Source organism: Rhodococcus sp. 15-2388-1-1a (assembly GCF_002259145.1).
In the GTDB taxonomy this organism is placed as follows: domain Bacteria; phylum Actinomycetota; class Actinomycetes; order Mycobacteriales; family Mycobacteriaceae; genus Rhodococcoides.
The window spans coordinates 168,173-187,438 of record NZ_NPFP01000003.1 but is presented as its reverse complement, the minus strand read 5'-3'; the positions used below and the strand labels follow the sequence as shown (position 1 = coordinate 187,438).

The window sequence follows — 19,266 nt, the reverse complement described above, 5'->3', positions numbered from 1 at the left end:
CTAGGAAAGCTGCTCGAGACCTGTGAACAGTCTTCGCCAATGGTGGTCGCTCCCGGTCGACTACGGGTGGAACGTTGCGTATGCACGGTCCCAGCAAGCGCTGCACGTCACCAGGATCCTCATCGGGATCTTCTGCTTCTTCTACGCGGCTGCCGCGGTGATCGCCCTGACGATCCCGGGTCTCGGAGACAGCGGCCCGGGGCAATGGGCGCTGTGGTCGACCATCGTCACGACTCCTCCGCTGGGGTTGGCCTGGCTGATCGGCGGTTGGCCGAGCTGGCGCATGTCGATCGCATTCGTGCTGTACGCCGACATCGTGCTCGCCGCAGTGCTCCTCACCATCGACGAGCCGTCCGAGATGCTGCCGATGGCGGCGCTGTTCACGGTGATGGGCAGCTACGTCGTGGGCTTCCACGGCCCCAAGTTGTTCACCGCGCATCACCTCTTCGCCTTCGTCACCGTTGCGGCCCTCTATGTCTCGGCCATGGTCGGCGACCCGGCGCAGCGGCTGCAGACCAATCTCTACCTGGTGATGCTCATCCTGGTGATGTTCTCGGCGCCGCTGATCTGTCACTCCTTCCTGATGCTGTTGCGCCGCGATGCCACCGGCGCGTTCTACGACCCGCTCACCGGACTGCAGAACCGCCGGGGATTCGACGCGGCGATCGGCAACCTCGACCTTCGATCCGGGATCGACACGACGGTGGCCGCCGTGGTGATCGACATCGACAACTTCAAGGCCGTCAACGATCGATTCGGCCACGAGTACGGAGACACGGTCATTCGTCTCACCGCGAGCCGCATTCTCGATGTCTTCCCGGCACCGGCCGTGACGGTTCGACTCGGAGGCGAAGAATTTGCGATCGTCTGCCTCGACGGCGTCGACTCGGTGATCGACCGATCCGAGGAATTGCGAATCCGCCTGTGCGACGCGACCGACCGGTCCCCACTGACGGCATCGATAGGCGTCGCTCACACGGTTGTCGAGGCACGGGACATCGTCGGGGACGTCGATGTGCTGCTCGGCCGAGCCGATCGAGCGATGTACCGGGCCAAGCGGATCGGCGGCAACCGCGTCACGGTGTACCAACACGAGGAGCCGTCCGTCCATCCGGTCGACGAACGGCAATGAACGACGGCGTCGACCGGGTTCCGCACGGGAACCGGTCGACGCCGCCGATCGAGGTGCGAACCGCTACGCCACCTCTGCCGCAATCGCGGACCGGGTGCCGACGTCGAAGACCGGATCGGTCAGGTGCACGTCGAGAGTGTTGCCCGGACCGGCGATGATCGCGTTCAGCACCGACGTGAACGCGCCACAGTTCTGGAACTGCGGAATCGTGTACGTGCCCTTCACGTGTGCATCGGCCTGGTTGTTCTGAATCAGGTCGATCGCATCGAGCGAACCGGAGAGGTTGGCGGTGGTCTCGGCGGTGACGCAGTTGCTACCCGCCGGGATCAGGTCGACCGCGGCCGATCCGGCCGATCCGGTGTCGATGCCCAAGGGCTTCACCGAATCGATGCGAATCTTGAAGCTCTGTGCGACGTCGAGGTCCAACGTCGGTGCCTCGTCCGGGCCGCCGCGGACGATGGTGCCGGACACCGGCGTCGCGTCGACGATCGAGATCGTGAAGTTCGCCAGCGTCGCGGGTCCGAGTTTCAGGTCGGCCGACGCCTGTGGGAGTGCAAGTGTTCCGGTCACCGTGCCGTTGACCAGATCGACGTCCGTGGCGAGGTCGGTGGTGGGAAACACCACCGGCTGACCGGTCTTGGCGATGATCGTCGTCGTGTCGGCCTGGAACGTGATGGGGAGCGTGTCGGCAGCGTTCGCCGGGGCGGCGACGAGCGTGCCCAAGGCGATGCTCGACGCCAATGCCGTCATCGTGACGACAGTCTTGTTGCGAATCTTCACGTGGTCTCCTTCTCGAGAATGGTTGATGCGGAACGAGGTGGGACGGGAGGAGTCAGGACAGGGTGAAGGCGGGGTCGGGCTGGACCGAGAGGCTGTTGACGGTGCAGTTGCCTGACATCGGCTGGTCGGTCGCGGTGAGCGTGTTGGTCATGTTGTCGAAGGACCCGGCCAGCGTGGCGGGCCCGCAGTTGTAACCGACCAACGAGAAGCCCACGTTCGACACCTCACCGGTGGTGGCGCTGGTGGGGGTGAGAGTCCAGGGCAGGTTCTTCAGCTGGGGCAGGCCGCACAGACGGTTCGAACCGCTGATCTTGGCGTCGGTGATCGATGCCGAGGAACCATCGGCACTGGTGGTGCCGGACAGTGAGATGGAACAACTCACGGGCACTCCGAACGAAGCCGGCGTGCTCACGACGATCGTGCCGGGCGCCGTGAAAGCGGTGCCTGCCGGGGAGATTGTTGCGGCGCCGGCGTTGGCGGCACCGACTGTCGCTCCGGCGATGGCAACAGCGGCCACGGCGGCGGCGAGCGTGCGAGAGCGGGTCGGCGAGTTGAGCGTCATCGATCGAACCTCCAAGTCCAGAACGGCTCCGGACCCCCGCGAGGGTCCGACGGTGCCGGTGTTCCGGCAGCCGGGAGGGACGTTAGGTCGACGAAACTTCTGCAGAAATTGCTTCAGCGCAAGTCTGTGAGAAGTCACAATCCGGTCGGTATGTTTGTTGTATGCAGTGTTAATGAAATTCGGCGGAAGTCTCGAAAGCGCACTGCAACTTCGGCTTTCGGCCCGATTTCGGGGCCGCGATGGGCTCCCGATTCCGCATGCCCGCTCTCGCGCGACGCCGTTACCAACGCGTTATGCAACGTTACCGAAACGAGATAGTTCCGACTGCGTCGATGACATCTCCGACACCGATCATGAGGGAAGCGAAGAAAAGCATGCTCCACAGGTTTGAAAACGGATGAGCCCCCGCGTGACGGGGGTCGTTTTTTCGTGTCAAACTGTGGGTGTGACGTTCGCGCTGGCCGAAGCAGGATCTGCAGTCGACACGGACACGGGAGAGCTGACGGTGCATCCGTATTTCGCCCCGGTCTGTCGGCTGGACAACGGCGCGCTCGCAGCGATCGAAGTTCAGTTGCGGGGCCCCGAGAACGGTCCGCTCGCGTCGGCCGACGCGCTCAAGCGCGCGGCCAGAGCAATGGACGCCAAGCGTGAACTCGACGCGCTCGCGTGGGGAGTGGCTCGAATCAACCAGTCTGTGCGGTTGCCGATGCTCGTCTCCATGGACGTCGATTCCCTTGCCGCGCTCGATTCCGCCACCGAAGAACAATTGCGCCGCGACATCGTGGTCGTCACCGAAGCGGCACTCGTGGACAGTCCGGCCCGCACCCTCGCAGCGATCGACAAGGCCAGGCGCGACGGCAAGGTGGTGGCCGTCGACGATGTCGGCCGTCGACCGCAGTCGATGACTCTGCTGCCGCTCATCGAACCCGACGTGATCATCCTCGCCGGATCGATGGTGTCCCGACGCCCCGATCTGGCCACCGCACGCACCGCCCACGCCGTCTCGGCTCAGGTGGAACGCACCGGCGCGGTGGTGGTGGCAAGCGGAGTCGACACCGCATTGCATCGCACCCGCGCACTCGGACTCGGAGCGACCTACGGGGTGGGTGAGTTGTATCCGGCGGCGGAGACGACCGAGGAGCTTCCTGCCGACGCTGCCGAGGTGATGCCCCCGTTCCCGACCTGGAGCACACCTGCTGTCGCCGCGGCATCGCCGTACGCCATCGCGTCCGACGGTAAGACGGCCACCCGCAGCACCAAGCGTCTGCTGGTGGCGATGAGTACGTCCCTCGAGATGCAGGCTGCCGCAGCGGGGCCGGAAACGTTGGTACTCGGCACTTTTCAGCGGGCGGAGCACTTCACCTCGACCACCCGTGGGCGTTGGGTCTCGATGGCCGAGCAGATCTCGTACGCCGGCGTGTACGGCGTGGGCATGGGTTACGTGCAAGAGGGTGGCATCATGCACGCGCCCCTCGATCCGACGGATCCGCTCGTGGAGGAGTGGAACGTCGTGGTGCTCGGACCGCACTTCTGCGGAGTGCTCGCAGCGATCGATCTGCACCGCGGGGAGGTCGACGCCGATCGCGAGTTCGATTACGTGATGTCGTACGACCGCGCGACCGTAGTGCGTTGTGCGCGTGCAATTCTCGCGCGTTTTTGACCCTCCGATGACCGCGTTCCCGGAACGGATGTTTCGGGCAGCCATGGCAGGGCATACGGCACAGCAGGTAATGAAGTAGTCCGGACTGCCGCATTGCTCAGGCCCCGTGCGTTGAACACACAGCGCACGGGGTCGCCTGACATATCACCGCTCGGTCGAGGCCCGGTCCACCAGTTCCTGTGCGATGTCGCGAAGCTTGCGATTGGTGCCTTGCGATCGGTCGACGAGCAGTCCGAATGCCGCGTCGGCACTGATGCGATGTATTGCCATCAACATTCCCTTGGCCTGTTCTATCGGTGCTCGCTGCGAGAGTGCCCTCTGAACGTCGTCCGGCAGCCCCGAGTGGGTTACGTTCGCTGCGGTCATGCAGACATTGTTGCGCGTCTTGTTCCGACGCAGGTCAGACACTTACGGACGCGCCGAAAACGCGTCGAACAGAGCTGTTGGCGTGACCTTTTTCGTAGCGATCCGTTATTGTTCCGTGATCAGGCGGCAGGATTGGACAGTGGGCGCCCGATGAGAAATTCGAGTGTGCGGTATGCGTCCGTGCGGCGGCCGTTACTCGCATTGTCGTGATAGGCGGCACCGGCGACGACCACGCCGACCGGAATGCGACCCGACTCGATATCGCGAGCCGTCTGCTCGGCGCAGTTACGCAACACCGGGCAGTCGGCGCACAGGCGCCATGCCTTTTCTGCGCGCTTGCGACCGTGTCGAGGAAGTTGCTGCGAGTCGTAGGCATCCATGTCTTCGATGCACGCACCCTTGAGGCGCCAGACCTGGTCATCCGTCATCGTCGTGATCCGTTTCGCGTCGTGCCGATCGTTCCACGACCTTTGTTCCCCGTCCGGATCAACTCGAAACACCCAAATGCCTTGCGCCGCCCCGGGCCCGCCGGGGTCAGGCCGGACGACGAGCGGCGACCCGCGATGCTGCGGCCGCCGCCGCGATGGTCACCAGTGCGCCGAGCACGATGGCGGGGCCCTCACCGGAAGCCAGCACGCCGCTCTGCGTGCCGAGTGTCACGGCCGAGACCGGAACACCCATCTGGGCTGCCGCGAGTATCCCGAGCCCGGCGGGCTGGCCCGTCAGACGCATCGCACCGTGCGCAGCGATGGCTCCCAAACCCAAGGCAAGCCCCAGCGCGATCATGTTCGGGTGACTGCCGAGGGCGCGCAGATCGAGGGATGCGCCGAGCCAGACGAAATACAGTGGCCCCAGGAAACCTTCGGTGATGGCGAACAGTTGTTTCGCAAGGCGTCGCGGTTCTCCGATGGCAGCGACGGCCAGACCGAAGCCGAAGCCGGCCAGCATCACCGATGCGTGGGTGTGGACCGCGAGGGCCGCGAGGCCGAACAGCAGAATCAGGTTGAGGCGCAGTTCGAGCGCGAGTTTGCGTTGGGCAGACACATGATGCACGCGACGGCGCAGTCCCGAGGCGTCGAAGTGGCGCAGGACGACAAAGATCACGGCGGCGGCGATCAGGACCGTCGCCGATCCGAGTGCGGCGGGACCGGCCTGCCGTGGATCGATCACGAGAGGCAGCGCGACGATACAGACCGCGTCCGCCAGCGCGATCTGCGGCAGGAGGGCCATCAGACCGGGTGCGGTCATCGTGGTGGACTCGACGATCGGCATGATGACAGCGGCCGAGGACGATGCCATCAACACCGCGTACAGGCCGAGGTGAGGTGCATCGAACGCGGCGGAGACGGCCCAGCCGAGCACGGTTGCCAGCAGCCCGACGGTCACCGCCCGCGCAGTACCGACCCCGAGACCGATGCGCAGTCGCGGGTCGCGAATCGGTATCTGACTGCCGGCCACGAACATGACGAGCGCAAACCCCACCTGCGCCAGGAAGCTCAGCGTCTGCTCGTTGGGGTCGACGATGCCGAAGCCTGTGTGGCCGAGAGCAATTCCGGCGACGAGTTCGCCGACGACGACGGGTATCCGAAGCCCGCGCGGAAGCGCCAGCAGTGGGCCGAGCAATCCCACTGCGGCACACAGGGCGAGCGTCTCGAAGGTCATACGCCCGCTCCGACCTCAAGCAGAGTTCAGAATGGGTCGTCGACTCGACGGCAGCGCCGACGCCACGAGGTCGCGAGGGTGCAGCGCGCCCTGCTCGTCCATCATCACCTGTATTCGAAGAGCGACCACGCGTAATTGTGCAGCCAACGGGCTGCACATGAGCGCACGCTCGTAGTCCGCACTCGCGGAACAGAATTCGGTGCCGATACAGATCATGTCATCGCCTCCTCGAACGTGGGAGCTTCGTGTCGACGAGTTCAAGGACGACAGTCCTGAGCGTACGACGACACACCCGCTGTGCCATCGGCACAAAGGCCCTTTTTTCGAGGACGCTCGGCCCTCCTCGTGGTGACCGGTCGCGTCGCCGGGCTTCGACGGCGCTACCGCGAGCGATGGTCGCGGGCCTGTAGAAAGTGTTGCCAATCTCTGTCCCACTGCCGCATTCGTGAACGTTCGCCGGCTTTGGTGGTGAGGTAGACCAGACCGCCGATGACGAGGGCACCGAGGAACCATACGAACACGGCCGTGGCAGCTCCGTTGACGACGGCACCGGCAGCAGTGTCGGGAGCGCGCACCAGATTCCCGTCCGCATCACGCCAGATCGGAGTCGTGTCACCGACTCGCAATGCCGACGGTACGTCGGTTGCCCCGGAGCGCAGCGAGCCGTCCGGCGCGCTCCACTGCACGGTCGCGGTACCGGCCACGGTCGTGACGCCGTCGGTATCGGACCGAGCGGATTTCGTGGCGTCGATGACACGGGCGTCGACTCGAACATATTCTGCGCGTTGCTGTTCCGAGCGCAGCGACAGGTCGCTGTAGGTCACCGAACCGATCGTCGCTGCCACAGGGATGAGCAACAGCAGCACCGCGATCCCGACGGTGACTGCCGCTCGTTCGATCCTGCCCGGCAGCCGCATCAGTGCATTGGAAATCCATGGACTGTGTCGCCACGATCGGTACGCGAGTTTCGAGAACATGGCCGCCACCTACTCCCACCCGAAGTGCATTCGTCTCCGACGAGTGTCCGGCGTCGAGCAGTGGATCCGTAAGGGCACAAGGTCCCGATGAGGCGGGGGTCGTCGGCTGATCGAGGGCTCAACGCACCACGAGAATCGGACAGCACGATGCGTGCACGAGAGACTGTCCGACCGACCCGGTACGCGGACCCGTCCGTGGTCCGTGGGTGCGGCTGCCGATCACGAGAAGGTGTGCGGTAGCCGATGCGCGTCGTAGCTCGTGCTGCGCCGATGCGTCGAGCAGGTGCAGATGCACGTCTACGGTGGAATGCGCGGACGCAGCAGCATCGACGCGACCTTCCAGCCACGCCAGCCCTCGGATCTGTTGCAGCTCGATGTCGTTCGTGACGGGCCGACTGTGGGGCGATCCGACGTGCAGCGCGGTGAGGGGGACTTCGAGCGCGTCGGCGAACCAGAAGGCCGCCTCGATCGCCCGGGTGCAGGAGTCCGAGTGATCCACGCCGACGACAACCGGAGAGGTCGGCGTGAGGTCTGCGTGCTGGGGGCGCCACACCAGGACGGGGCACGTCGATTCTGCAACGATACGAGTTGCGTTGCGGCCGAACAGCACATCACGGATCGGACCCGATTCACGGCCTCCGATGACAATCAGGTCGGCGGTGTGCGACAGCGCGCCGAGAACGGGGGCGATCGGGTCGTCCGTCAGAATGGAATCGATTGCGATGCGGGGATCGAGACCGACGAGTTCACGGCGAGCCGATCGAAGAAGGCGTCGACCGTGCAGTCGCTCCAACGACCGGGTCGATTCGCGGGGTGTGAGTGCGTGCACGAGCCGAATGCGTGCCCCGGTGACCGAGGCCAGACCCGCTGCCCAGGACAGTGCGTCGCGCGACGTCGGGGTGCCGTCGAGCGCGACGACGATGTCACCCCAGTCTTTCTTCGCCCAGAAGCCGGGAGCGACCGGGGTTCGTGTGGGCTGGGGTCGCGGCTCCGCGCTCACCATGATCGCTCTGCCATGGGCGGCAGGGTGCGGCGAATCTCGGCCGCGACGACTGTGGGGGTCAGATCGGGGAACCTCGCGGCGAGCGTGGACGCGATCGATGTCAGTTCGTCGTTCACCAGCCGGGTGGTCGGTCCTGCGTCGGCGATGGTCATGAAGATCGGCTCCCTCGCGGTCGTGGAGAAGGGGTGCTCCTGCCTCGAGGGTGCCCGGCGCGGCTCGTGCGATATAGGGCCTTTCGACCCACGGTTCCGGCCCGACATGGGGCCGGACAATAGCGAGATCAGCTCAGGAAGGCCGCGTCGATGACGACGTACCCGGCCACTGCGAACACCAGGTAGGCGAACAGGCGTTGCAGCCGTGCGGTATCGACCCGGGTTCCGAAGTGCGCGGCCAGGAGGGAGCCGACAATTGCGGTGCCTGCGAACGCAAGGGTGATCGACCAGTCGATGGTCGTGCCGCTCAGATGTGAGAACAGACCGGCGACGGAGTTGGCAACGATGATGACCAACGAGGTGCCGACCGCGACCGACATCTCTATGCCGAGCATCAGCACCAGCACCGGAATGATGAGGAAGCCGCCTCCGACGCCGAACAGCCCGGTCATGAATCCGACAGCAAGACCTGCCGGAATCGAACGTGGAGCGCAGTGTCTCCAGTTGATGCCCGATGCCGATGTCTTGCAGGCTGTTCCTGTATCTCCTCGCTCGGCGAGCATCCGGGCTCCTGCGGCAACCATCACGGCGGCGAAGCCGAGCAGCAGGATCCTCTCGGGAAGCAACCGGCCGAGTGCGCTGCCGGCGAAGGTCGCTGGAATGCCGGTCGCAGCGAACACCGCCGCCAGTCGCCATTCGACGCGGCGTGCTCGCAGCTTCGGTATCACTCCCACCGCCGAGGCGGTGCCGACGACGATCAGCGAGACGGGGATCGCTTCCTCCACGCCGAGGCCAAGGGCGAACACCAACACCGGGACCGCAAGAATGGATCCGCCTCCACCGAGTAGGCCGAGGAGAATTCCGATCACAGCGCCGAATCCGAGCGCCAGCCCCAATGTCATCGTGTGTTCACTCCAATCTATGGTGCACGGTATACCCCAGGGGGTACTTGACATACCCTAGGGGGTATTGCACACTGTGTCTACCACCTCGCGAAACTCGCCCGGAGACGTCTCAGACGGAGGAACCCATGCTCCTCGAGCAGTACTACCTCGAATGTCTTTCCCACGCTTCGTATCTGATCGGAGATCAGAGGACGGGACGCGCGATCGTCGTCGATCCGCGTCGCGACATCGCGGAGTATCTCGACGACGCCGAGAAGTACGGACTCGTCATCGAAGGGGTCGTCAACACTCACTTCCACGCGGATTTCGTCTCGGGCCACCTCGAACTGGTCGACGCGACCGGTGCCTGGATCGGCTTCGGCGAGGCTGCCGAGACCGACTATCCGATCCGGCGACTGCGAGACGGGGAGCGGTTGTCCCTCGGCGACGTCGAACTCGAGATCCTGTCCACTCCCGGTCACACGTGGGAGTCGATCTCGGTGCTGGTTCGCGAGCATCCCGGGGCCACCCCTACGGCCGTGCTCACCGGTGACTCCCTCTTCATCGGCGATGTCGGACGGCCGGACCTGGTGAATCTCGGGGACGGCTCCACCACGGACCTGGCCCGTGCGATGTATTCGACGATCCACGACAAGCTGCTGACGCTGCCCGACGACGTCATCGTCATGCCCGCTCACGGTGCCGGCTCGTCGTGTGGAAAGAACCTCTCCACCGAGCTCACCTCCACCATCGGTGAGCAGCGCGCGAGCAACCCGTCGGTGCAGCCGATGACCGAGGACGCCTTCGTTGCGCTCGTCACCGACGGCCAACCGGCGGCACCGTCGTACTTCTCCGCCGATGCAGCCATGAACAAGCAGGTGCACCCACTGCTGTCTCCTGGCCGCATCATCCCTGCGCTGACACCCGAGGCCGTGAGGACCGAGCTGGTTTCCGGCACACGAGTGCTCGACGCACGAAGTGTGGACGATTTCGCTGCCGGCCATCTGGGCGGATCGATCAACGTGGGGTTCGACGGTCGCTTCGCCGAGACCGGCGGCATGGTCGCGGAGGTCGGTGGTCGCATCGTGCTGATCGCCTATCCGGGCGAAGAGCAGGAGGCAGCACTGCGGTTGGCCCGAATCGGATCCGACAACGTGACGGGATACCTCGGAATCGGCAGTGACGGTGCGTTTCCAGCCGAGCTGGCGACATTGGTCGAGACGGCACCGCGCACCACGGTCGAGGAGCTCGATGTGATGCTCGCCGCGGACGAGGTGACGCTCATCGACATTCGCAACCCGGGTGAGCGCGACTTCGGCACGATACCGGGAGCGATCCCGATCCCGCTGGCGCAGTTGCGAACTCGCCTCGACCAGGTGCCGACCGGTAAACCTATCGTGATGCACTGCGCCGGAGGATGGCGCTCGAGCGTGGCGGCGTCGCTGCTGCGCGCTCAGGGATTCGAGGACGTCTCGGATCTGCTGGGCGGTTACAACGCCTGGGCCGACGCCCACGTCCCGGCCTGACTTTCGAACGACTCGTACCAGGAGGATTCTCATGTGTTACCCCGTCACCTGCAAGAAATGCCACAAGACCGGCTGGGGCGGTTGCGGCAGACATGTCGACTCCGTCATGCGTACGGTTGCCGCAGCCGACCGCTGCACCTGCAACGAGGATTCGAGCCCGCCCGTGAAGGAGCGTCGAAGCATGCGGTCGTGGTTCGGCCGCTGAGACCTGATTCAGGTAGTCGAGCGGCAAGTACTTTGTGCTCTAGCGCAATTGATCTCTTGCCGCACAGACTGGAACGATGACATCGACAACGCGAGTGGCAACCGAGCGCAACCGGCGATCGCCGTGGCTCGGCGCAGTCTGCGGAGGGGTATCGATCAACGCGTTCGGTGCTGCGATCGGATTGGCCTCGGGTGCAATCGATCCGAGTTCCTACGTCGAGGCGAAAGTGTCTGTGACACTGACAGCACTGTCGCTGGTGTTGGTCGTCGGCGTTCCCATGGGGCTCGCTGCGGCGTCTGCCTTCGCAGGCGGCGTACGGTCGGGTCCGATGGCTCATATCGCCGGCGTGCTCCTGGTTGCCTGGATCATCGTGCACTCGGCGGTGACCGGTGAGACGAGTTGGCTGCTGGGATCGTTCGGGGTACTGGGGTTCGTCATTGCGGTCCACGGATGGCGGATGACGGTGGCTGCGGGCAAATCCGCATACCTCCTGTCGGACGAGACATGAAAATACTGGTCTCCACCGCAGGTCGGCATGGAGCGACCCACAGTCTGGGCCAGGAAATGGGTCGAGTCTTCGAGCACTGTGGTGTCGACGTCGATGTGCGGGCACCGGAATCCGTGGTCCGCGTGGACGGCTACGACGCTCTGGTCATCGGGAGCGCTGTCTACTCGGATCGCTGGGTTCCAGCCGCGAAGGCTCTGGTCGACAGGGTGTCGAGGTCCGAACATCCACCTGTGTGGCTGTTCTCCTGTGGGCCGCTGCACTCGAGCGACAGGCCGGTCAACGTCACTTCCGACGCGGCACACGCAGTATCACTGATGCATGCGACCGCACACCGAACGTTTCCCGGGAAGCTGGTGCCAGAGCGACTTTCGGCGGGGGAGCGTCAGATTTTCGAGAACTCCGGGGCAGTCGCAGGAGACTTCCGCGACTGGGTACTCGTGTGCAATTGGGCCCGAGAGATACTCGCGTGGCTCAATGCAGAGAAGCGTGGTTCGTGACCTGTTTCGCCAGTGATGTCTCTGCACTCGTGCGGTGCGCCGACGGACAGACGTGCGTGTGAATCTCGGCCGCCAGCTGCGCCACCGATTCCGTCAAGACGGTATTGGCCTCGATCATGTCCTGGAGTAGGGCGGTGTTCGAAAGTGTGTGTACGGCAACCTCACTGCTCACCGAGTCCGCGCGTTTCGCCGAGATCAGCAGAATCGCTCCCTGGAGTCCCGCGATCATCGACAGGAACAGGTTGAGCAGGATGAACGGGTACGGGTCGAATCCGTCGCTCTGGTTGTAGGCGGCCCACAGCGCCATGGTGCCCAGAAACAGGAACACGAACGGCCAGGAGCCCATCCCGTTTCGGACGTAGTCCGCCGCTCGCTCACCGGCGGTCAGGGCATCACCGGTCCGGACGCCCGGGTGTCTTCGCCACAGGTTCATCGCTCGCAGGTCTTCGATCGGGAGTGTGCAGCAGAATCCATGCTGCCGAGTGTGGTCCAACTCGTCGATGAGCGTCAGGGGCGAAATCCCCTGCTTCTCGGGCCTTTCTGCTCCCGGGCTGCCGGTTCGGTATACGTCCCCAACCGGCGGTGACTTCCGGCCCTACATGCCGAGTGCCGCAGCGCCGACCATCGACAGTGTGCATTGCTCGATGGTCGAGAACGGCACTGGTTTCGATAGTTGGAGGAAATCCACGATGAAAGCTGCTGTTGTCACCGAGTTCGGCGGACCCCTGGTCGTCAAGGACATCCCTATCCCGACACCCGCACCGGAGCAGGTGCTGGTGAAGATGGAGACGTGCGGAGTCTGTCACACCGATATTCATGCAGCGCAGGGGGATTGGCCGGCCAAGCCGACCCTGCCGTTCGTTCCCGGGCACGAGGGAATCGGCGTGATCGAGGCCGTGGGATCGCAGGTCGACACGAGTCGAATCGGCGAACGCGTGGCGATCGCGTGGCTCGGTTCGGCGTGCGGCGAATGCGATCACTGCGTGTCCGGATGGGAGACGCTGTGCGAGACACAGCAGAACAGTGGCTACTCGATCGACGGGGCCTACGCCGAATACGCTGTGGCCCATGCGAAATACGTCGTCCGCGTTCCCGACGGCATCTCCTCGTTCGACGCCGCTCCGCTGACGTGTGCCGGCGTCACCACCTACAAGGCAGTCAAGGTCGGCGGTGTCACACCGGCTCAGCGCGTGGCCATCTTCGGCGTCGGCGGACTGGGCCACATGGCGGTGCAGTACGCCAAGATCGCGGGCGGATTCGTCACCGCAGTCGACATCGAGGAAGAGAAGCTCGAACTTGCACGTGAACTCGGTGCCGATCACACGGTCGACTCGTCGAAGGTCGACCCCGTCGAGGAGATCAAGGCGCTCGGCGGAGCCGATGTGGCCATCGTGTTGGCCGTCATCCCGAGCGTGTTCGATCAGGCCTTCCGTTCGCTTCGCCGCGGCGGTCGACTGGTGTGTGTCTCGATGCCCGCTCACGGTGTGTTCCCGGTCCCGATCTTCGAGACGGTCGTCGGCGGAATCTCCGTCCTCGGTTCGATTGTCGGTACGCGAAAGGACCTACGTGAAGTATTCGCACTGCACGAGGCCGGGCGGACCACGGTATCGGCCGTATCGCGCAAGTTGGACGAAGTGAACGAGTGCTTCGACGACCTCATGGGTGGCCGCGTCACCGCTCGCCAGGTGTTCGAGTTCTGATGTGGACCTGGTCGGTCGCAGTGGACCGATCCCGGTGCTCCTTCGTCCGAGCGACTCGGCTGTCGGTGAAGCCGTAAGGTCGGGGTGGGCAGGCGCATACCCGAAAGGCATGTGTGCCCACAACGGAGTGAGCAGTGATGAACGCAGGGGAACACGAAGACGACCTCCGGTCGAGCCTGGTCGACCTCAGCAAACTGCCGATGACCGATCTGTCTCTGTCCGACACCCTCTCTCACGTGGCGCAACTTGCCGTTCGGGCCGTTCCCGGCGCGGACGGTGCCGGATTGACGCTCCTGCACCCCGACCGCCCCGACACGACTGTCGCGAGTGCGGAATTCGTCCGTGCCGTCGACGACATCCAGTACGGACTCGGCCAAGGCCCCTCCATCACCGCAGCTGCCGAGGGCATCACCGTTCGATCCGGTTCACTCGAAACCGACCCTCAGTGGCCGGAATTCGGTCCGAAGGTCGGTCGAATGGGAGTGCACAGCGTGTTGTCTCTTCCGCTGATCACCGCAGGCGGTGTGCTCGGCGCGATGAATGTCTACGCGCGCCGGCCCGACGCGTTCGATGCTCGCGCTGCAGAGTTGGGCGAACTGTTCGCGGTACCGGCTGCGGTCTCGGTGCAGAACGCGCGGGCGCTGTCGAGTGCTGCCCGGCTCACCGAGCAGCTCGAGATGGCACTGAGCAATCGCTCCATGATCGACCAGGCGATCGGGGTGCTGATCAGCCGAAGCGGATGCACCGGAGCCCAGGGGTACGACAAGCTCCGATCGTTGAGCCAGAGCGAGCACAAGAAGGTCGCAGTGGTCGCTGAGGCCATGGTGGGCGAGGCGATGAAGACGGCCCGCTCCCGTTCCCGCACGTAAGGGCGTAGCGTTCGAGCCGCGAGCGCATTCCGAGGCATCGAGTCCGACTTTTCCTCGCGCTCGCATACCCGCCCGGCAGGATGCCGCGGGTGTATCGGACGAATCGAATCGGCGATCGGGCCGCACCTGGATTCTCGATGAAACTTCCGCCTCGATTGCTGGACGATCTTGCGACGCTGACCGAATCACTGGACAACTCGTCCGTCGATCTCGCGCGCTTGGCCGGGCAGTTGGCGGCCGACATCGATGTGGCCGTCTCGGATGTCGGCTCGATCACCCTGACGTCGATCGTCGACGGTGAACGGTTCGACGTGGTGATAGGGACCAGAGATCCGGTCCGCGGCGGAACCGATTCCGGGGCTTCCGAGCCGCGATCTCTTGCCGATGTGAGTGAGGTGAACCAGGCAATCGGTGTTCTTGTTGCCAGTGGCCGCACGGTTGCCGAAGCGCGTGCAGAATTACGCAGAGTCGCCGAGCGCTGGAACCGATCGACAGTCGACGAGGCCGGCCGCACCCTGCGTGACGCTCGGGGTTGGTTTCCACCCGATCGGCCGTAGGTCCCGGAGCCGAGCACCCAGGTGGACGAGGCAGTCCGCGGTCACTCGTCCTCGGCGTTCAATTGAGCCGAGAGGCCTCATCGGCCCGGAGCACAAAAGGTGTGAGATGGGAGGCGATGACCACCGCCCACGACATGACCTCTGCTCGTGATCTGCTGTCACCATCGGAGGCACCGATCAGTCGCACGACGGCACGCTCGAACAGTGACAACCGCGAGTTCGTCAGCTTGCCACCGAACACGCGATGCTCGATCACCCAGTCGGCCTCGGTCTCTTTCGGCCGAGCTCTCGGCGGAGTGCTGTCGTCCACCGGGCCACTCGAGAAGAGCCACACAGGAATTGCCTCCAGTTCGGCCTGTTCCCTGGTGACCAGCGCGCGTGCGTCTCGGAGCCATCGGCCCATGTACACGCCACTGCCGATTATCGCGGCGTCGTACTCGGCAATGCTGTCCACGTCGCGGGCATCACGAACATCGACTGTCGTCGTGCTGTCGATGCTGGACAGTTCCCGCAGAATCGACGAGCCCAGCCACTGTCCGATTTCTCGGGTGGCGCCGTGGCGGCTTGCTGTTGCGATCAGTATGCGCATGTGGATGTCCTGTCGGTTCGGCTTCGGTTGAATAGCAGTGCAAAATGATTCAGGTCCGTCAGGTGCTGCAGTCGATCCGGATCGGCGCACGCATGTCGCGGGTCGAACAGTTCTTCCGCAGTTTTCACAGGTACTCCTTCGTCGCAGGCGTTCTGTTGCGCGCGGCACTGGGCACAACGGTGACCGGACACGATGCGCGTGCCATCACCGAGCGGCTGGTCGAGCCGAGCATCATTCCGGCGAATCCTCCGCGACCGTGACTGCCCAGCACCACCAGTTGGGCGCTCTGCGCGTGGTCCAGCAGTGCGTGGACCGGTCGGTCTCTGACCGCCACCTGTCGTAGTGCCACCGTCGGATGCCGACGCGCGCAATCATCGACGGCCCTTGCCAACACGCCGTCGGCTTCGGGTCGATGGTCCGCCCAATCGAGGCCGGGAACCGACATCCCTATCGACAGATCCGAATCGGCCCACGCGTGCAGTGCGGTGAGTGGAGCGCTTCGGACTTCTGCCTCCTCGAACGCCCGCTCCACCGCGGCCATGGCGGCCGAGGTTCCATCGACGCCGACCACGACCGCCTCGAACCCCGTGTAGCCGCTCATCGGCCATGCATGTACGACCGTGACCGGGCAGTGTGCATGCGTACTCAGCGCGACGCTGACCGAACCCAACGACGTGCGTTGTGCCGCACCGAGTCCGCGTGTCCCGATGACAACCATCCGAGACGTCTCGGACATCTCGAGTAGAGCGGCAGCGGCGGGGCGGTCCGACAGAACCACGTCGACGGCGATGGTGGACACGGCCGACCCCGTCGGCCGGGCTATCGACATCGCCTCGTCCAGAATGCGGTTCGTCTCGAACCTCAGATGCGCGGATGTCCGTTCGGGTAGGGCATCGAGGCCCGTGAGAACCGTCGGTACGGCCGAGACGATCGTCAGGTCGGAGCCGTGCAGTTCGGCATCGAGCACGGCCCACCGGACAGCGTCCAGAGACGCGGCTGAACCGTCGACTCCGACGACGGTGTGGGATCTGCCCATCTGATGAGTCCCTTCGAGGTGGTGCCAGAGCTCCATCAGACGCTTCGGCTCGGCATCCGCGCGCCAGGACAACTACACCGAGATCAGGGACTTTCGGCCCCACTTTCGATGACCAAAGGTCGAGCTCTCCCGTGTGCGGGTCCGTAGTGTTGGGAAAGATGCGCCCACCGAGGACGCGGGTGAGGGGTTGGACGTGGTCACAGTGTTCTTGGTCGACGACCACGAGATCGTGCGTCGAGGTCTGATCGATCTCATCGATTCCGATCCCGATCTTTCCGTGATCGGTGAAGCCGGAAGTTGCGCACAGGCACTCGCTCGGATTCCCGCGTTGAGGCCGGACGTCGCCGTTCTCGACGTTCGACTGCCCGACGGCAACGGCATCGAGCTCTGCCGCGAATTGCTCGACCGACTGCCCGATCTCAAGACCATGATGCTGACCTCGTTCACCGAGGACCAGGCCATGCTCGACGCGATCCTCGCCGGCGCGAGCGGCTACGTCGTCAAGGACATCACCGGTATGGAGCTGACTCGCGCGATCAAGGATGTCGGCTCCGGTCGGTCGCTGTTGGACAATCGCGCAGCGGCCGCGCTGATGGACAAGCTGCGGGCGGGCACGGCCGCTCCCGGACCGATCGATCACCTCACCGGGCAGGAACGGACATTGCTCGACCTCCTGGGGGAGGGGCTGACGAATCGGCAGATCGCCGCTCGAATGTTCCTGGCGGAGAAGACCGTCAAGAACTACGTCTCCCGGCTGCTCGCCAAGCTCGGGATGGAGCGCCGCACCCAGGCAGCGGTGTACGCGTCGAGGCTGGCCGAAACGCATCCGCGAACGCAATCCGGGCCGTCGGATGGATGATCACCGCGGACCGGGTCTTCCGCAGCTCCGCCTCGGTGAACTGCTGGCCGAGGTGCAGGACCGAATCGGGCGCATCGCGGATGCACGAGTGCAGGCGGACGGTCTGCTCGATGCGATGTTCGTCATCACCTCGGGCCTCGACCTGGAGGTGACGTTGCGGTCGATCGTGGAGTCGGCCGTCAACCTCGTCGGTGCCCGGTACGGTGCACTCGGCGTGCGCGGCGAGGGTCACGAGCTGAAGGCGTTCATCCATCACGGCATGGAAGAGCAGGTGCGCGAGGCGATCGGCCCACTTCCCACCGGACGAGGTGTGCTGGGTCTGCTCATCGACCAACCCCATGTGCTCAGACTCGACGACCTGTCGTCGCATCCGGAGGCAGTGGGCTTCCCTCCCAACCATCCGCCGATGAAATCGTTTCTCGGCGTGCCCATTCGGGTGCGTGACGAGGTGTTCGGAAACCTGTACCTCACCGAGAAGAAGGACGGAGCCCAGTTCACAGAGGACGACGAGGTGGTCACCCGGGCTCTCGCCTCGGCGGCCGGAATCGCGATCGAGAACGCCCACCTGTACGAGGAGTCGCGGATCCGGCAATCGTGGATGGAAGCGATGCGGGACATCGGTACCGAACTGTTGGCCGGGAGCGACATCGACGAAGTGCTGCACATGGTGTCGAGGCGGGCACTGCATCTGACCGGGGCCGACAGTGCGTTCATCGCTGTTCCCGCCGACGCGGCTCCGAACTCGGACACGGTCTCCCGGTTGGTCATCTCGGTCGCCGAGGGGCACGACGCAGACGCTCTGGTGGGTTCACTCATCCCGATCGAGGGATCGAGTTCCGGTGCGGCATATCGCCTTCGGACCGCTACCCGCAAGGAGGAGCTGGACTACCGACCCAACGCGCATGTGGCGAACACCTTCGGCCCGGCCCTGATCTCGCCGCTTCGGGTAGCCGACGGCGTGCGAGGCGTCCTGGTCACGCTGCGCCGAAAGGGCGGACCGGTCTTCAGTGACTCTCAACTCGATCTCATTTCCAGCTTCGCCGACCAGGCCGCACTCGTGATGGAGATGGCCGACACCACGCGGCGCATGCACGAGCTCGACGTTCTCGCGGACCGTGATCGGATCGCCCGGGACCTTCACGATCACGTCATCCAACGGATCTTCGCGGCCGGATTGTCGCTGCAGAGCACGTTGCAGAAGACCGAGCTCGACGACATTCGTCAACGTCTGACTCGCACCATCGACGACCTGCAGGACACCGTGCAGGACATTCGTACGACGATCTTCGACCTGCAGAGCTCGACACACTCGACGACTCGTCTGCGGCAGCGCGTCAACGGAGCCGTCCTCGAACTCACCGAAAGCGTTCCCATTCGCGCCGTGGTTCGCATGTTCGGGCCCCTGTCGGTCATCGACAGTACCCTCGCCGACCACGCCGTCGCCGTCATTCGTGAAGCGGTGAGCAACGTCGTCCACCATGCTCGGGCCCAGACCGTCAACGTCACCCTGGCGGTCGGGGACGATCTCCGCATCGAGGTCTCCGACGACGGAATCGGACTGGACGAGAACATCACTCGCAGTGGACTGGCGAACCTCGAGGCGCGGGCAGTCGACTGCGGCGGCACGATGACCTTCGGGTCGTCCGCGGCCGACGCAGGTGGCACCGAGCTGATCTGGTCGGTGCCGCTGCCCTGACGGCGGACGACCTAGGTCACTTGTTCCGATGACCTCGGACTGCTGT

Annotated in this window: 23 protein-coding genes; 10 read left to right on the top strand and 13 right to left on the bottom strand. The window is 64.6% G+C overall.

The annotated features are described in order from the left end of the window. The first annotated feature begins 22 nt into the window (after window positions 1-22). Entirely contained in the window at window positions 23-1,132 is a 1,110-nt protein-coding gene (locus tag CH302_RS02690) for a GGDEF domain-containing protein (protein WP_052047942.1), read from the top strand. A gap of 63 nt (window positions 1,133-1,195) precedes the next feature. Here the strand turns inward: CH302_RS02690 and CH302_RS02685 are convergent, their stop codons facing one another. Beyond that, window positions 1,196-1,912: a hypothetical protein gene (locus CH302_RS02685; protein WP_037193916.1), complete on the bottom strand. Its 717-nt coding sequence runs from the start codon at window positions 1,910-1,912 to the stop codon at window positions 1,196-1,198. A gap of 52 nt (window positions 1,913-1,964) precedes the next feature. After that, entirely contained in the window at window positions 1,965-2,474 is a 510-nt protein-coding gene (gene praA, locus CH302_RS02680; RefSeq protein WP_037193918.1) for an alkane oxidation protein activator PraA, read from the bottom strand. A 445-nt stretch (window positions 2,475-2,919) separates the two neighbouring features. Here praA and CH302_RS02675 point away from each other — a divergent pair, with 445 nt between their 5' ends. Further along, window positions 2,920-4,134, top strand: coding sequence for an EAL domain-containing protein (locus CH302_RS02675; protein ID WP_037194187.1), 1,215 nt, complete (start codon window positions 2,920-2,922; stop codon window positions 4,132-4,134). 144 nt (window positions 4,135-4,278) lie between these two features. On the opposite strand, the gene CH302_RS02670 is transcribed toward CH302_RS02675, so the two are convergent. The 8 genes from CH302_RS02670 to CH302_RS02640 form a co-directional block, all read right to left on the bottom strand. Further along, the gene (locus CH302_RS02670; protein ID WP_082323795.1) at window positions 4,279-4,500 is read right to left on the bottom strand and encodes an ANTAR domain-containing protein; all 222 of its coding nucleotides are present in this window, start codon (window positions 4,498-4,500) and stop codon (window positions 4,279-4,281) included. A 119-nt stretch (window positions 4,501-4,619) separates the two neighbouring features. Then, entirely contained in the window at window positions 4,620-4,928 is a 309-nt protein-coding gene (locus CH302_RS02665) for a WhiB family transcriptional regulator (RefSeq protein ID WP_037193923.1), read from the bottom strand. A gap of 106 nt (window positions 4,929-5,034) precedes the next feature. Beyond that, a complete protein-coding gene (locus CH302_RS02660; protein WP_037193925.1) occupies window positions 5,035-6,162 on the bottom strand; it encodes a cation:proton antiporter in 1,128 nt (375 codons plus the stop codon). 15 nt (window positions 6,163-6,177) lie between these two features. Continuing rightward, entirely contained in the window at window positions 6,178-6,378 is a 201-nt protein-coding gene (locus tag CH302_RS02655; RefSeq protein WP_037193927.1) for a hypothetical protein, read from the bottom strand. Window positions 6,379-6,542: 164 nt separating this feature from the next. Continuing rightward, on the bottom strand, window positions 6,543-7,139 hold the full coding sequence (locus CH302_RS02650) for an Rv1733c family protein (RefSeq protein ID WP_094649880.1): 597 nt from the start codon (window positions 7,137-7,139) through the stop codon (window positions 6,543-6,545). A gap of 118 nt (window positions 7,140-7,257) precedes the next feature. Continuing rightward, entirely contained in the window at window positions 7,258-8,142 is an 885-nt protein-coding gene (locus CH302_RS02645) for a universal stress protein (RefSeq protein ID WP_037193929.1), read from the bottom strand. Next, window positions 8,136-8,294 (bottom strand): hypothetical protein, encoded by a 159-nt coding sequence (locus CH302_RS29895; protein ID WP_155292948.1) that lies wholly within the window; start codon window positions 8,292-8,294, stop codon window positions 8,136-8,138. The genes CH302_RS02645 and CH302_RS29895 overlap by 7 nt, the downstream gene beginning before the upstream one ends. Before the next feature lie 128 nt (window positions 8,295-8,422). After that, window positions 8,423-9,196 carry a sulfite exporter TauE/SafE family protein gene (locus CH302_RS02640; RefSeq protein WP_037193931.1) on the bottom strand — a complete coding sequence of 258 codons (774 nt, stop codon included), beginning with the start codon at window positions 9,194-9,196 and terminating at the stop codon, window positions 8,423-8,425. A gap of 128 nt (window positions 9,197-9,324) precedes the next feature. Here CH302_RS02640 and CH302_RS02635 point away from each other — a divergent pair, with 128 nt between their 5' ends. The 3 genes from CH302_RS02635 (at window position 9,325) to CH302_RS02625 (ending at window position 11,914) form a co-directional block, all read left to right on the top strand. Beyond that, window positions 9,325-10,704 carry a rhodanese-like domain-containing protein gene (locus CH302_RS02635; protein WP_037193934.1) on the top strand — a complete coding sequence of 460 codons (1,380 nt, stop codon included), beginning with the start codon at window positions 9,325-9,327 and terminating at the stop codon, window positions 10,702-10,704. Window positions 10,705-10,985: 281 nt separating this feature from the next. Continuing rightward, window positions 10,986-11,417 (top strand): hypothetical protein, encoded by a 432-nt coding sequence (locus CH302_RS02630; protein ID WP_141216590.1) that lies wholly within the window; start codon window positions 10,986-10,988, stop codon window positions 11,415-11,417. Then, the gene (locus CH302_RS02625; protein ID WP_037193939.1) at window positions 11,414-11,914 is read left to right on the top strand and encodes a flavodoxin domain-containing protein; all 501 of its coding nucleotides are present in this window, start codon (window positions 11,414-11,416) and stop codon (window positions 11,912-11,914) included. The genes CH302_RS02630 and CH302_RS02625 overlap by 4 nt, the downstream gene beginning before the upstream one ends. Here the strand turns inward: CH302_RS02625 and CH302_RS02620 are convergent. Next, entirely contained in the window at window positions 11,889-12,347 is a 459-nt protein-coding gene (locus tag CH302_RS02620; RefSeq protein WP_037193941.1) for a DUF1003 domain-containing protein, read from the bottom strand. The two genes, CH302_RS02625 and CH302_RS02620, sit on opposite strands and share 26 nt — an antisense overlap. Window positions 12,348-12,603: 256 nt before the next feature. Here CH302_RS02620 and adhP point away from each other — a divergent pair, with 256 nt between their 5' ends. The 3 genes from adhP to CH302_RS02605 all read left to right on the top strand — a co-directional run bounded on the left by adhP (window position 12,604) and on the right by CH302_RS02605 (window position 15,040). Continuing rightward, the gene (adhP, locus tag CH302_RS02615) at window positions 12,604-13,614 is read left to right on the top strand and encodes an alcohol dehydrogenase AdhP (RefSeq protein WP_037193942.1); all 1,011 of its coding nucleotides are present in this window, start codon (window positions 12,604-12,606) and stop codon (window positions 13,612-13,614) included. Between the two features lie 137 nt (window positions 13,615-13,751). Then, complete coding sequence (locus CH302_RS02610) at window positions 13,752-14,483, top strand: GAF and ANTAR domain-containing protein (protein ID WP_052047945.1); 732 nt, start codon at window positions 13,752-13,754, stop codon at window positions 14,481-14,483. Window positions 14,484-14,620: 137 nt separating this feature from the next. Next, entirely contained in the window at window positions 14,621-15,040 is a 420-nt protein-coding gene (locus CH302_RS02605) for a hypothetical protein (protein ID WP_141216589.1), read from the top strand. A gap of 58 nt (window positions 15,041-15,098) precedes the next feature. On the opposite strand, the gene CH302_RS02600 is transcribed toward CH302_RS02605, so the two are convergent. Both CH302_RS02600 and CH302_RS02595 read right to left on the bottom strand, forming a co-directional pair. Further along, window positions 15,099-15,629, bottom strand: coding sequence for a flavodoxin domain-containing protein (locus tag CH302_RS02600; protein ID WP_037193948.1), 531 nt, complete (start codon window positions 15,627-15,629; stop codon window positions 15,099-15,101). A 124-nt stretch (window positions 15,630-15,753) separates the two neighbouring features. After that, window positions 15,754-16,665 carry a universal stress protein gene (locus CH302_RS02595; RefSeq protein ID WP_176460626.1) on the bottom strand — a complete coding sequence of 304 codons (912 nt, stop codon included), beginning with the start codon at window positions 16,663-16,665 and terminating at the stop codon, window positions 15,754-15,756. Window positions 16,666-16,858: 193 nt separating this feature from the next. On the opposite strand from CH302_RS02595, the gene CH302_RS02590 reads away from it, so the two are divergent. Both CH302_RS02590 and CH302_RS02585 read left to right on the top strand, forming a co-directional pair. Beyond that, window positions 16,859-17,524, top strand: a complete 666-nt coding sequence (locus CH302_RS02590; protein WP_037193950.1) for a response regulator — start codon at window positions 16,859-16,861, stop codon at window positions 17,522-17,524. Further along, window positions 17,517-19,220 carry a sensor histidine kinase gene (locus CH302_RS02585; protein ID WP_037193952.1) on the top strand — a complete coding sequence of 568 codons (1,704 nt, stop codon included), beginning with the start codon at window positions 17,517-17,519 and terminating at the stop codon, window positions 19,218-19,220. The genes CH302_RS02590 and CH302_RS02585 overlap by 8 nt, the downstream gene beginning before the upstream one ends. Window positions 19,221-19,266: the final 46 nt, after the last annotated feature.